Genomic DNA, 13,473 nt, shown 5'->3' on the forward strand with positions numbered 1-13,473 from the left:
ATGAAATGCCTGAATTACCAGAGGTTGAAAACGTCAGACGGACACTTGAAAATCTTGTAACAGGAAAAACGATTGAAGATGTTATTGTTACTTATCCAAAAATAGTGAAACGACCGGATGATGCAGAAATCTTTAAAGAAATGCTAAAAGGCGAGAAGATTGAAAATATAAAGCGAAGAGGAAAGTTTTTGCTTCTATATGTAACAAATTATGTTATTGTTTCACATTTGCGTATGGAAGGTAAGTTTTTACTACATCAAGAGGATGAGCCGATTGATAAACATACGCACGTCCGTTTCTTATTTACAGATGGAACTGAATTACATTATAAAGATGTGAGAAAGTTTGGTACGATGCATCTCTTTAAGAAAGGTGAAGAGATGAATCAAATGCCTCTTGCTGACTTAGGTCCGGAGCCGTTTGATGCTGAATTGACACCGCAGTATTTACAAGAAAGATTGCAAAAGACAAATCGTAAAATAAAAGTTGTGCTATTGGACCAGCGTCTTTTAGTAGGGCTTGGAAATATATATGTTGATGAAGTTTTATTCCGTTCTCAAATTCATCCGGAACGGGAAGCTTCTTCTTTAACAGTAGAAGAAATTGAGCGGATTTATGAGGCTACCGTTACAACGTTAGGTGAAGCGGTAAAACGTGGCGGAAGTACAATTCGGACGTATATCAACTCACAAGGGCAAATTGGTTCATTCCAAGAACTCCTAAATGTATATGGAAAAAAAGGAGAGCCGTGTGTAACTTGTGGTACGATATTAGAAAAAACAGTAGTTGGCGGGCGAGGAACGCATTACTGCCCAATTTGTCAGCCTAGAATATAGAAAAGAGATAACATCGGATAGGCATTTGTCATATACATACAGCAGAGCTATGTATAAGGGAGGAGCTTACCGATGTACCTTTATTTATCTCTTATTTTATTAGCTTTTACATTAAGCTTAGATAGCTGTAGTGTAGGGCTAACATATGGGTTAAGAAGCGTAAGAATTCCACTAAAATCAATTATAATTATCGGAATCTGTTCAGCGGCTGTTATGCTTGTTTCAATGGGAATTGGACATATGATCGCGAAAATATTTTCACCTGTTATCGCAACGCGTATCGGTGGGCTTGTTCTTATTGGAATAGGGATTTGGGTGTTATATCAATTTTTTCGAAGTGAGAAAAAAGAAGAACCGAAGCAAGAGGAGAAGGTCTGGAAATTAGAGATTGCCTCGCTAGGGCTAGTAATTCAAATTTTACGGAAACCGACTGTAGCAGATTTTGATAAATCAGGCACCATTTCTGCAGGAGAAGCATTACTTCTTGGTATCGCTCTTTCTGTAGATTCATTTGGTGCCGGAATTGGTGCATCTTTATTAGGGTATGCACCCGCTATGATGGCGATATTAGTTGCAGTTATGAGTTCTTTGTTTTTGTTTATTGGAATGAAACTTGGGACGGTTTTATCGAATATGAAGTGGTTACAAAAATTTACATTCCTGCCTGGAGTATTACTCATTATTATTGGAATTTGGAAAATGTAAGTATGGGCGTGGAACATTAGTTTCGCGCCTTTTATTATGAGGAGGATTATGATGACAGTAGTAATTGGATTAACAGGAGGCATTGCAAGTGGAAAAAGTACAGTGTCTCAAATGTTTCGTGAATTGAGCATACCAGTTATTGATGCAGATATTATTGCGCGAGAAGTTGTAGAGCGAGGAAAACCAGCATATAACAAAATAGTAGAAGTATTTGGAACGGAAGTGTTGCAAAAAGACGGAGAACTGGATCGGCCGAAATTAGGGAGTGTCGTTTTCTATAATGAAGAAAAACGATTGCAGTTAAACAAAATTGTTCATCCTGCAGTACGTGAGGAAATGAATAGACAAAAGGAAATGTACATAAAAGAAAGTATGCAAGCGATTGTGTTAGATATCCCTCTTTTATTTGAAAGTAAATTAACAAGTCTCGTTGACCGTGTTTTAGTTGTAGCAGTTACTCCTGATACACAATTAGAACGTTTGATGAAACGAAATGGTTTTTCCGAAGAAGAAGCAACGGCGCGTATTCAATCTCAAATGCCGTTAGCGGAAAAAGTGAAAAATGCAGATGAAGTGATAAATAATGATGGCACAATTATGGGAACGAAAACACAATTGCAGGTGATTTTAAAGAAATGGAACATTATTGACTAAAAAATTGTGAAATTAATGAAAATGCTTAGTGACATATCTCCTTTTTGTGTTATACTATTATTGGGATTGGAGATAAATAGTATAACGCATTCAAGGGGGATAACATATTATGACTCGTGTGGCAATTAATGGATTTGGACGTATTGGGAGAATGGTATTTCGTCAAGCAATAAAAGAAAGCGCATTCGAAATTGTAGCAATCAATGCAAGCTATCCATCTGAAACGTTAGCACACTTAATTAAATATGATACAGTTCATGGTAAGTTTGACGGAACAGTAGAAGCATTTGAAGATCACTTATTAGTTGATGGAAAAATGATTCGCCTTTTAAACAACCGCGATCCAAAGGAATTGCCTTGGACAGATTTAGGTGTTGAAGTTGTAATTGAAGCAACTGGTAAATTTAATTCAAAAGAAAAAGCAATTCTTCACGTTGAAGCTGGAGCGAAAAAGGTTATTTTAACAGCGCCTGGTAAAAATGAAGATGTAACAATTGTAGTTGGTGTGAATGAAGACCAATTAGATATTACAAAACATACTGTTATTTCAAATGCATCTTGTACAACAAACTGTTTAGCGCCTGTTGTAAAGGTGTTAGATGAGCAGTTCGGAATTGAAAACGGTTTAATGACGACTGTTCACGCTTATACAAATGACCAAAAAAATATTGATAACCCACATAAAGATTTAAGAAGAGCGCGTGCTTGCGGACAATCAATCATTCCGACAACGACAGGTGCCGCGAAAGCGCTAGCAAAAGTTCTTCCGCACTTGAACGGAAAACTTCATGGTATGGCACTTCGTGTACCAACGCCAAACGTGTCTCTTGTTGACTTAGTAGTAGACGTAAAACGTGATGTGACAGTTGAAGCTATTAATGAAGCTTTCAAAACGGTTGCAAACGGTGCGTTAAAAGGTATTGTAGAATTCAGCGAAGAGCCTTTAGTATCTATCGACTTTAATACAAATACACACTCAGCTATCATTGATGGTTTATCTACAATGGTAATGGGTGATCGTAAAGTGAAAGTACTTGCTTGGTATGATAACGAGTGGGGCTACTCTCGTCGTGTTGTAGATCTTGTAACGTTAGTTGTTGAAGAGTTAGCGAAACAAGAAAATGTGCAACACATTTAAGTGAATAAGGGGGAGGGCAAGGCAATATTTGCCCTCTTTTTTTATTTTTTTCTGAAAAGGAAAAAAATTATATGAGTATATTTTAAAAAGTGGACATACCACGAAACGTTGTGATTACTGCATTTGTGAATCGTTTATTTTTTTTAGGGAAAAGTAAAGAGGAAAATATGACAGAAAATCGAAAAAACTGTTGTTGCAAAATGAAAATAAACAAAGTATACTAACACTCGTAAACTTAAGAGCTGAGGTACGTAGTCACTACTTAAAGGGTTAGGACCTCTCTGGACTAACTTTCCCCCGTGGTAGTGGAGCAAGCCAAATTGCAAATTAGTTTTCAATTCGAACAGTTAGAATAAATTTACAAGGGGGAACTGTAGAATGGATACTATGGATACGATGGGTCGTCACGTGATCGCTGAACTTTGGGATTGCGATTTCGACAAGCTTAATGACATGCCGTATATTGAACAATTATTTGTGGATGCAGCACTAAGAGCTGGTGCTGAAGTGCGTGAGGTTGCTTTCCATAAATTTGCACCACAAGGTGTAAGTGGAGTAGTAATTATCTCGGAATCACATTTAACAATTCATAGCTTTCCGGAGCACGGTTACGCGAGTATTGATGTTTATACTTGTGGGGATCGTATTGATCCAAATGTTGCTGCAGAATATATTGCAGAAGGTTTAAACGCGAAAACGCGTGAGAGCATCGAGCTTCCTCGAGGCACTGGTAGCTTCGAAATTAAGCAGAGAGAAACAAAAGCTCTTTAAAAAAGAACATAATTGATTTAAAATGTAAAGAGGTGTATAATGCACCTCTTTTTTAGTTTATAAAAAAGAGGTAATATAACGTACTGGTTAGTTGAATAAATTGTACTCTTGCAAATGAGGTAGTGCCCTATATACCATCTTATTTTTAAGGATGAGATGATAAAGTGATGCGCTGAAACTTAAAGTGGTAAGAGAGTTAGAATGAGTTATATAATATTGTATATATATTTTAGGTGAAGTGAGTAGAGAAAAATAAAGAGTATAGTGTAAAGGAGTGAATGAATTGCGTTGTCCATCCTGTTCTCATAATGGTACAAGAGTGTTAGATTCGCGTCCGGTAGACGAGGGGCGCTCTATTCGAAGAAGGAGAGAGTGTGAAAGTTGCTTAAGTCGCTTTACGACCTTTGAAAGGGTAGAAGAGTCACCTCTTATCGTTGTAAAAAAAGAAGGCACACGAGAAGAGTTTAATAAAGAAAAGATTTTACGTGGTTTAATTAAAGCGTGTGAAAAAAGACCAGTATCTTTAAGACAATTAGAAGAAGTAACACAAAGCGTGGAACGTGAACTGCGTAATTTAGGTATATCAGAAGTGAAAAGTGATATGATTGGTGAAATTGTTATGGAAGAACTTCGCGATATTGATGATGTTGCTTACGTACGCTTTGCTTCTGTATATCGTCAATTTAAAGATTTAAATGTATTTATTGAAGAATTAAAAGATATACTGCAAAAAGAAAGAGAGTAGAAGTTGTATTTTATTCTCTTTACATACCGTAAGTAATAGGATAAGAGAGCTAGAAGCGTAAGCTAATAGCTCTTTTTCACTAAGAATTTATATAATGAAGATAGAACGAATGAAGTAGAGGATAGATTGGATGAGAGAAAGGAAAAGCAATAATGGAAAAACAGTCATGGATGGAGCTATTGCCGATTGATCGTTATAAAGTAAGTGCGAAAGGGCTACTGCATAATTACGACCGAAAAGTATTAACGATGTTGTATCAGCCGTTAATAGGTAGTAGAGCTTTTAGCTTATACATGACACTATGGGGGGAGCTAGAGCAAGATCGTGTATTTGGAAAAGAGAATACACATCATTCCCTTATGGTGACTATGCAAATGCAACTTCCTGAAATATATGAGGAACGAGTAAAGTTAGAGGCAATTGGGCTTTTGAAGGTATATATTAAGAAAGAAAAAGATATTCGAATGTTCATATATGAGTTGCAACCACCTTTATCTCCAAAGCAGTTTTTTGATGATATTGTTTTAAGTATCTTTTTATACAATCGATTGAGTCGGACAAAATATAATCAAGTAAAGCAATATTTCTTAGAAGAAGAATTTGATTTTGCTTCTTATGAAAATGTTACGCGCTCTTTCAATGATGTGTTTGGTTCGTTTAATCCAGGACAGCTTGAGCATGCGCAAGAAGATCTTCGTATCCCAAAAACGACAACTATGCCAAGTAACGAGAAGGGAGACGCTCCGAAAGTTTGGAATGATTTCTTTGATTTCTCTTTATTTGTAGATGGATTGTCCGCTCTTGTTCCTAAAAAGTCGATTACAGGTCAAGTAAGAGACTGCGTTATAACACTTGCTTACGTGTATGGTGTAGATGTGTTATCGATGCAAAATATCGTTCTTGGTGCGGTGACAGAGATGCAAACAATTGATATGGAAAGGCTTAGAAAAGGAGCTCGCGATTGGTATCAATTTGAAAATGGTCAAGCATTACCGGTATTAAGTGAAAGAGTACAGCCTCATGCTGCACGTACGATGAAAGAGAAAGAGCCTTCATCGCAAGAGGAGATGCTAATAAAGCAGCTAGAGGAAATCTCGCCAAAACAATTATTGAAAGAGATTTCTGGTGGTGCAGAGGCAACGAAAGCGGACTTGCAAATCGTTGAAGATGTCATGATTAATCAAAAATTGACACCAGGAGTTGTGAATGTACTTATTTATTACGTTATGCTACGCTCAGATATGAAACTTGCGAAAACGTATGTCGAGAAGATTGCTGGGCATTGGGCACGTAAAAAGGTTGGTACAGTAGCGGACGCGATGGCGTTAGCGAAAGAAGAGAACCGTCAATATCAAGAGTGGGCTGAGACGAAGAAAAAAGGCCGTACGGCGAAGAAAACGGTACGGAAAGAAATGGTACCAGATTGGCTTAAGGAAGAAGAGCCGAAGGAACAAGAGAAAGAAACGGCGAAGAAAGATGTAAGTGTAGAAAAAGATGCAAGTACGTTAGAAGATGAACGAAAACGATTAGAAGAAGTGTTAAAAAAATATAAGCGTGATTAATAGAAGAGAATGAACGCTCTTTGAGGTGAGAAAATGGAGCATATTCAAAATTCATTTGCAAAATTAATGGGAAATGAAAAATTTAAAAATAGATATGAAGTATTAAAGGCAGAAGTAATGGCGCATCCGCGTGTGAAAGAATTTATAGACGAACATAAAGGTGAAGTAACGACTTCTATGATTGAGCGCAGTCTTGTGAAGCTATATGAATATATTGGACAAAGTGTAGGTTGCGTGGATTGTCCGGATTTAGGTTCATGTAAAAATATGCTGCAAGGGTACGAGCCAAAGCTTGTTATTCAAGGGAAAATGATTGATATTCAATATGATCGCTGCGTTAGAAAAGTAGCACATGACGAGAGAAAGAAATATGAAAAACTCGTTCAAAGTGTATATATGCCAACGGATATTTTACAGGCAACTATGGAAAACTTAGACCCTTCTGATTTAAATGCACGTATCGATGCAATTGGTGCAGCGAATGAATTTTTAAGTACATATGAACCAGGTAAAAAAGCACAAGGTTTATATTTGTACGGTAAATTTGGTGTAGGAAAAACGTACCTTTTAGGAGCAATTGCGAACGAGCTTGCTCGAAAGAAAATAAGTTCGATGCTCGTATACTTCCCAGAATTTTTACGTGAAATCAAAAGTTCGATTCAAGATAATTCGATTGGTGAAAAGATTGATGCGGTTAAACGCGTACAAGTTTTAATGTTAGATGATATCGGGGCAGAAGCAATGTCAAGCTTTGTGCGTGACGATGTGCTTGGTGCAATCTTGCAATTCCGTATGTTAGAAAACTTACCGACGTTCTTTACGTCTAATTTTGATTTTAAACAACTGGAACACCATTTAACGTATACACAGCGTGGTGAGGCTGAAGAAATGAAGGCAGCACGTATTATGGAACGAATTAAATATTTAGCGAAACCAATTCCGATTGGTGGGAAAAATCGTCGTCATAAGTAAAAGAGCAAGCTGAGAAGCTTGCTCTTTTGTATTATAGTGATATTTTCTTTTCAAATATGAGGTCGAAATATTCAGGTTGTCCAGAACTGCCAATCGTAGGGGCGACAATCTGTACGAACCTCCAGTCATCTCTAGCATGTTCTTGAATAATTTCTTGGTAGTCTTCAGCTAGTTTTGAGCGAGTGAGCCCCCAATGGAATTCGACTTTTACGAATTTATATTCGAACATTCACATACCCCCTTTTAGTGATAAATAAAGTATACAATAAAAAATTCATAGTAGCTTGTATCATTTTTTTCTCCCTCCCTTAATATATATAAAATTAGCAAGCCAGATTGAGTGGATTTTCTAACGATAGGAAATGTAATTCTACTAAGAGTGAACTTCACGCGGAAAGGACTCTTATAGGATTTGTAACGTATAGATACAGTCCTTTAGAGCAGGGATAAAAGGGGGGACAAAAGTGATTGAAATTTGCTTCGAAGAAAAAAATGATGCTATGCACGTATATAGACAATTGCTGAAAAGAGCGGAAGTGTTATATAAGGAAACGAGTGTGTATTTACAGGAGCAAAAAGTGGTGATTCACATACCAGTACATGAATCGAATTATATTGAAAAGATCTTATTGCCAGTAATGGTGTATTTCATTGTGAATGTGAAACAAAATGAGTGGATTTATACGATCTTAAAAGAAAAGTTTTTTTATGAAGAACAAGAAGAGTGTCATCAAATATTGCACATGGCACATGAGATTTTAAAGGGAAGAAGAAAAGGTGTAGCTCAGGATTTAACTCGTAACGCATTTGAGTCATATATTAAGTCTTCTTTAAATAATTGGCTTTGTGATCCGCTCTCATTCTCGTTTTCATCATATATCCGTTTTCGTCTTCGTACATATAGGGAAATGGTGGCTAAACTTGCGGAAGTGGCAATTGATGAGTATAAGATGGAGCAAGAATACCAAATGTTCATTGAAACGCTTCGGCAACAAGTGAGTAGCCGTAAATCACGCTTGTCCTGTGTGCATCTTATTTTTGATGAAAGCTTTATCTTTTATGATGATAAAGGTAGACGTTTAAAACAGGAGAAGTTGGTCCAATATATAGATGAAGAATTATTAAAGCAAAATGATGTATATATTGATACAAAAGTAATTGCGCCGCTTCTTTCTATTTCGCCAAAAAAGATTTATTTATATACGAAGGAACAAGACCATAATATGATTATTACTTTGCGAAATGTGTTTCAAGAACGGGTCCAATTACATGGATTACATGATTTTGAGCGCAATGTGAAAAATTTAAAAAATAAAGGTAACGCCCTTGATTTTCTAAGTTTTTGAGCATATAATTACCTACATAAATGAAATATATCGAAATGTCATGATGAGGACATGAGTAGTTTTCTACGATTTTCAGAGAGGGAAGCCTTAGGGTGTGAGCTTCCTAGTACGGGATTATTACTTACCACCTCTAAACTTTAGCAGTGAACGATTCTTTTAGTAATTGCTAACGGACAACACCGTTATGTTGAACTTGAGCAATTAACGATCATGTTAATTGGAACAAGGGTGGAACCACGAATTCAACACTCGTCCCTTTTTATGGGATGAGTGTTTTTTATTTTGAGAAAAAGAGGAGTGACCAGTGATGGCAGATGTAGTTAAAATTACTTTCCCTGATGGAGCTGTGAAGGAGTTTCCAAAAGGCGTAACAACTGAAGAAATCGCAGCTTCTATTAGCCCAGGCTTAAAGAAAAAAGCTGTAGCTGGAAAATTAAACGATGAGATGATCGATCTTGTTACACCAATCGAAGAAGATGGTGCAGTTTCTATTATTACATTAGATTCTGAAGATGGCTTATATATTTTACGCCATTCAACAGCCCACCTTTTAGCACAAGCGTTAAAACGTTTATATAAAGATGTTAAGCTTGAGCTTGGCATTGGCCCAGTAATTGAAAATGGCTTCTATTACGATATCGATATGGAAGAAGCAATTACAGTTGAAGACTTCAAGAAAATCGAAAAAGAAATGCAAAAAATCGTGAACGAGAACTTAGAAATCGTTCGTCATGAAGTACCACGTGCAGAAGCACTTCGTCGCTTTGAAGAAATTGGCGATGAGTTAAAATTAGATTTAATTAACGACCTTCCAGAAGATGCAGTTATTTCAATCTATGAGCAAGGCGAATTCTTCGACCTTTGCCGTGGTGTTCACCTTCCATCTACAGGGAAAATTAAAGTGTTTAAATTATTAAGCGTTGCAGGTGCTTACTGGCGCGGCGATAGCAATAATAAAATGTTACAACGTATTTACGGTACTGCATTCGTTAAGAAAGCAGAACTAGATGAGCACTTACGTATGCTTGAAGAAGCGAAAGAGCGCGATCACCGTAAATTAGGTAAAGAATTAAAACTATTTACTAATAGCCAAAAAGTAGGACAAGGTTTACCACTTTGGTTACCAAAAGGTGCAACAATTCGTCGTATTATCGAGCGTTACATCGTTGATAAAGAAGCAAGCTTAGGTTATGATCACGTATACACTCCAGTATTAGGAAGCAGAGAGTTATATGAAACTTCTGGTCACTGGAACCACTACCGTGATGGCATGTTCCCATCAATGGAAATGGATAATGAAGAATTAGTTCTTCGTCCAATGAACTGTCCTCACCATATGATGGTTTATAAAAATGATATTCACAGCTACCGTGAATTACCAATCCGTATTGCGGAACTTGGAACAATGCATCGTTATGAAATGTCAGGTGCGTTATCTGGATTACAACGTGTACGCGGAATGACTTTAAACGATGCGCACATTTTCGTTCGTCCAGATCAAATTAAAGAAGAGTTAAAACGTGTTGTAAACTTAACTCTAGAAGTGTACAAAGATTTCGGTTTAGAGAACTACTCATTCCGTCTATCTTATCGTGACCCAGCAGATACTAAAAAGTATTATGCGGATGATGAGATGTGGGAAAAAGCACAAGGTATGTTAAAAGAAGCTATGGATGAAATGGGTCTTGATTACTATGAAGCTGAAGGTGAAGCGGCATTCTACGGTCCAAAACTGGATGTTCAAGTTCGTACTGCTCTTGGAAAAGACGAAACACTTTCAACTGTACAATTAGACTTCTTACTTCCAGAACGCTTTGAATTAACTTATGTTGGTGAAGACGGTAAGCAACATCGTCCAGTTGTAATTCACCGTGGTGTTGTATCAACTATGGAACGCTTCGTAGCCTTCTTAATTGAAGAATACAAAGGTGCATTCCCAACTTGGTTAGCTCCAGTTCAAGTACAAGTAATTCCAGTTTCTCCGCAAGTACATTTAGACTATGCGAAGAAAGTACAAGACGAATTGCGTCGTGCTGGTATCCGTGTTGAATTAGACACTCGTGAAGAGAAGATTGGTTACAAAATCCGTGAAGCACAAATGCAAAAAATTCCGTACATGCTTGTAGTAGGTGACAATGAAGTAACTGAAAACGGCGTAAACGTACGTAAATATGGTGAACAAAAATCAGAAACAATCGCATTAGATGCTTTTGTTGACATGATTAAAGTAGAAGGAAAACGATAAGAAAAAGCCGCGGTATACCGCGGCTTTTTTATGTAATATACTTGAGGGGAATTAGAAAAAATACCCATGTAACACTTATCGTAAAAAAGTATTGCAAGTATGTTAGTTGTTTGTTACAATATTTCTTGTTGTTAGTAAAACACATCGCGTCTTCTTGACAGACGTCATGTCCTATGATAAACTCATCAAGGATAATAGAATATTGTTTTGTGGAACAAGTAGAAGCACCCGCTTCTCACCTGATGGACGCATTCGCAGTTAGCAGGTAAATGTATTTCTTACTTAAGATTTTACAAGTGTGGGTGTCGTATGCCCGCACTTTTTTTGTCGGGTTCTATGACTACAAAATATGTTCTGAGAAAACCTTGGAGGTGGCTTACTATTAGCAAGGATATGATGATTAACGAGCAAATTCGTGCACGTGAAGTACGTTTAGTTGGCGCAAATGGCGATCAACTTGGAATCAAGTCTCGTAATGACGCTTTAGACTTAGCTGCAAATCTTAATCTTGATTTAGTATTAGTTGCTCCAAATGCGAAACCGCCAGTATGCCGCATTATGGACTACGGTAAATTCCGCTTTGAGCAACAGAAGAAAGAAAAAGAGCAGCGCAAAAATCAAAAAGTAATTAGCATGAAAGAAGTTCGTTTAAGTCCAACAATTGATGAACACGACTTTAACACAAAACTTCGTAATGCTATCAAGTTTTTAGAGAAAGGCGACAAGGTTAAAGCGTCAATTCGCTTTAAAGGACGTGCCATTACTCATAAAGAAATCGGTCAACGTGTTTTAGATCGCTTCTCAGAAGCTTGTGCTGAAGTTAGTACAGTTGAATCTAAGCCTAAAATGGAAGGACGCAGTATGTTCTTAGTTTTAGCACCGAAAAACGATAAGTAATAGATAGAGGAGGAAATACCTATGCCTAAACAAAAAACTCATCGCGGCGCTGCAAAGCGTTTCAAAAAGACTGGATCAGGTAAACTGAAACGTTCTCACGCTTACACAAGCCATTTATTCGCTAACAAATCTACAAAAGCTAAACGTAAACTACGTAAAGCTGGTGTAGTAAGCGCTGGTGACTTCAAACGCATTCGTCAAATGCTTGACAACTTAAAATAAGTTCGGCTGATATATAGAACAATTAGGAGGTAATATTATGCCAAGAGTAAAAGGTGGTACAGTTACTCGTCAACGTCGTAAAAAAGTTATAAAATTAGCAAAAGGTTACTACGGTTCAAAAAATACATTATTCAAGGTTGCTAACCAACAGGTTATGAAATCTCTAATGTATGCATTCCGTGACCGCCGTCAAAAGAAACGTGACTTCCGTAAATTATGGATTACACGTATCAACGCAGCAGCTCGTATGAATGGTCTTTCTTACAGCCGCTTAATGCACGGTCTTAAAAATGCTGGCATCGAAGTTAACCGCAAGATGCTTGCTGACTTAGCTGTTCATGACGAAAAAGCTTTCGCTGAATTAGCAACAGTTGCAAAAAACAACATTAACTAATTAATTAGTTGAAACCTTAGAAGAATTTTCTTCTAAGGTTTTTTGTTTGTATTCAGAGAGAAGTTTGAAGTTCTAAAGATTAACGGATGTGCTGTTATCGATATGACAAAATTAATATAAAAACTATAGCGGTATAGAAGAATATATATGTGAAGTCAGGAGAATCCTCCTGGCTTTTTTTAATTCTGCTCTTTTGGAAAGAAGAGTATCTTTCCTAGCCGAAACGACACTGCTATAATGGAAAGATGATATGGAACTTTCATCAGATGAACAATTTAAGAGCGATGACTGAAACGTATTTGTAAATTAAGGACAAGCTATTTTATAAAGAGGTAGATAGCTGACTTATTCATAAGAACTGAAACATAATAATGAACTTTGAGATGAAACAACATTGTTGCGTAAAATGCGATGTTGGAGGAGGACAATAGAATGGACTTACTACAACTATTTAAATTACAAAAAGAATTAGATGACCGTATTGCAAAAGAACATGACTTACAACCGAAAAAATTGTTAAAAGAAAAAATGTTAGCTCTTCTTGTAGAAATTGGAGAACTTGCAAATGAAACACGTTGTTTTAAATATTGGAGCAACAAACCAGCTTCGGAACGTGGAGTAATATTAGAAGAATACGTAGATGGTTTGCATTTTATTTTATCAATCGGAATTGATTTAGGGATTGATAAAAACTTCCTATTCTATAAATGTGCACAAACGAATAAAACACAAGTGGAAATTTTCTTAGACACATACGCGAAAGTAATTCGTTTTACAGATCAACCATCTATTACAAACTATATTGAATTATTTACGAGCTATCTTCGACTTGGACAAGCGCTTGAATTTGAGCAAGAAGAGATTGAAAAAGCGTATTTAGATAAAAATGAAGTAAATCATCAGCGTCAAACACAAGGATACTAATTTAATTTTTGAATATTTCAATTTAATTATTGTATAATGAATTGACTGAAGAAAAAGGAGGG

At 36.7% G+C, this 13,473-nt stretch carries 15 protein-coding genes and 2 other annotated features; of the genes, 14 read left to right on the forward strand and 1 reads right to left on the reverse strand.

Going from position 1 to position 13,473, the window contains the following annotated elements; translation table 11 throughout:
* Nucleotides 1-5: 5 nt before the first annotated feature.
* The 8 genes from mutM to dnaI all read left to right on the forward strand — a co-directional run bounded on the left by mutM (nt 6) and on the right by dnaI (nt 7,383).
* Nucleotides 6-836, forward strand: a complete 831-nt coding sequence (gene mutM, locus MR160_RS05240; RefSeq protein ID WP_001114475.1) for a DNA-formamidopyrimidine glycosylase — start codon at nt 6-8, stop codon at nt 834-836.
* 72 nt (nt 837-908) lie between these two features.
* Nucleotides 909-1,541: a sporulation membrane protein YtaF gene (gene ytaF, locus MR160_RS05245; RefSeq protein ID WP_000281729.1), complete on the forward strand. Its 633-nt coding sequence runs from the start codon at nt 909-911 to the stop codon at nt 1,539-1,541.
* Nucleotides 1,542-1,592: 51 nt separating this feature from the next.
* Nucleotides 1,593-2,195 carry a dephospho-CoA kinase gene (gene coaE / locus MR160_RS05250; RefSeq protein WP_000219323.1) on the forward strand — a complete coding sequence of 201 codons (603 nt, stop codon included), beginning with the start codon at nt 1,593-1,595 and terminating at the stop codon, nt 2,193-2,195.
* A 109-nt stretch (nt 2,196-2,304) separates the two neighbouring features.
* Nucleotides 2,305-3,333, forward strand: coding sequence for a glyceraldehyde-3-phosphate dehydrogenase (locus MR160_RS05255; protein ID WP_000198979.1), 1,029 nt, complete (start codon nt 2,305-2,307; stop codon nt 3,331-3,333).
* Between the two features lie 387 nt (nt 3,334-3,720).
* Nucleotides 3,721-4,104, forward strand: coding sequence for an adenosylmethionine decarboxylase (speD, locus tag MR160_RS05260; protein ID WP_002003660.1), 384 nt, complete (start codon nt 3,721-3,723; stop codon nt 4,102-4,104).
* Between the two features lie 283 nt (nt 4,105-4,387).
* Complete coding sequence (gene nrdR, locus MR160_RS05265) at nt 4,388-4,849, forward strand: transcriptional regulator NrdR (RefSeq protein ID WP_001203687.1); 462 nt, start codon at nt 4,388-4,390, stop codon at nt 4,847-4,849.
* Nucleotides 4,850-5,001: 152 nt separating this feature from the next.
* The gene (locus MR160_RS05270; protein WP_000415033.1) at nt 5,002-6,411 is read left to right on the forward strand and encodes a replication initiation and membrane attachment family protein; all 1,410 of its coding nucleotides are present in this window, start codon (nt 5,002-5,004) and stop codon (nt 6,409-6,411) included.
* 33 nt (nt 6,412-6,444) lie between these two features.
* Nucleotides 6,445-7,383: a primosomal protein DnaI gene (dnaI, locus tag MR160_RS05275; RefSeq protein ID WP_000400117.1), complete on the forward strand. Its 939-nt coding sequence runs from the start codon at nt 6,445-6,447 to the stop codon at nt 7,381-7,383.
* 31 nt (nt 7,384-7,414) lie between these two features.
* Here the strand turns inward: dnaI and MR160_RS05280 are convergent, their stop codons facing one another.
* Nucleotides 7,415-7,612, reverse strand: coding sequence for a DUF4177 domain-containing protein (locus MR160_RS05280; RefSeq protein WP_000464454.1), 198 nt, complete (start codon nt 7,610-7,612; stop codon nt 7,415-7,417).
* 235 nt (nt 7,613-7,847) lie between these two features.
* Here MR160_RS05280 and ytxC point away from each other — a divergent pair, with 235 nt between their 5' ends.
* The 6 genes from ytxC (at nt 7,848) to MR160_RS05310 (ending at nt 13,411) form a co-directional block, all read left to right on the forward strand.
* Nucleotides 7,848-8,729 (forward strand): putative sporulation protein YtxC, encoded by an 882-nt coding sequence (ytxC, locus tag MR160_RS05285; RefSeq protein WP_000569624.1) that lies wholly within the window; start codon nt 7,848-7,850, stop codon nt 8,727-8,729.
* A gap of 31 nt (nt 8,730-8,760) precedes the next feature.
* Nucleotides 8,761-8,989 (forward strand) — a binding site (T-box leader).
* A gap of 47 nt (nt 8,990-9,036) precedes the next feature.
* Nucleotides 9,037-10,974 (forward strand): threonine--tRNA ligase, encoded by a 1,938-nt coding sequence (thrS, locus tag MR160_RS05290; RefSeq protein ID WP_000786077.1) that lies wholly within the window; start codon nt 9,037-9,039, stop codon nt 10,972-10,974.
* Between the two features lie 210 nt (nt 10,975-11,184).
* Nucleotides 11,185-11,305 (forward strand) — a sequence feature (ribosomal protein L20 leader region).
* A 62-nt stretch (nt 11,306-11,367) separates the two neighbouring features.
* Nucleotides 11,368-11,871 (forward strand): translation initiation factor IF-3, encoded by a 504-nt coding sequence (gene infC, locus MR160_RS05295; protein WP_000973215.1) that lies wholly within the window; start codon nt 11,368-11,370, stop codon nt 11,869-11,871.
* A gap of 21 nt (nt 11,872-11,892) precedes the next feature.
* Complete coding sequence (gene rpmI, locus MR160_RS05300; RefSeq protein WP_001125945.1) at nt 11,893-12,093, forward strand: 50S ribosomal protein L35; 201 nt, start codon at nt 11,893-11,895, stop codon at nt 12,091-12,093.
* A gap of 37 nt (nt 12,094-12,130) precedes the next feature.
* Nucleotides 12,131-12,487 (forward strand): 50S ribosomal protein L20, encoded by a 357-nt coding sequence (gene rplT / locus MR160_RS05305; protein ID WP_001138362.1) that lies wholly within the window; start codon nt 12,131-12,133, stop codon nt 12,485-12,487.
* A gap of 432 nt (nt 12,488-12,919) precedes the next feature.
* Nucleotides 12,920-13,411 (forward strand): dUTP diphosphatase, encoded by a 492-nt coding sequence (locus MR160_RS05310; protein ID WP_000365052.1) that lies wholly within the window; start codon nt 12,920-12,922, stop codon nt 13,409-13,411.
* The last annotated feature ends 62 nt before the right edge of the window (nt 13,412-13,473 follow it).

The sequence above is a fragment of the Bacillus cereus group sp. BfR-BA-01382 genome, from assembly GCF_022663475.1.
Classification (GTDB): domain Bacteria; phylum Bacillota; class Bacilli; order Bacillales; family Bacillaceae_G; genus Bacillus_A; species Bacillus_A thuringiensis_S.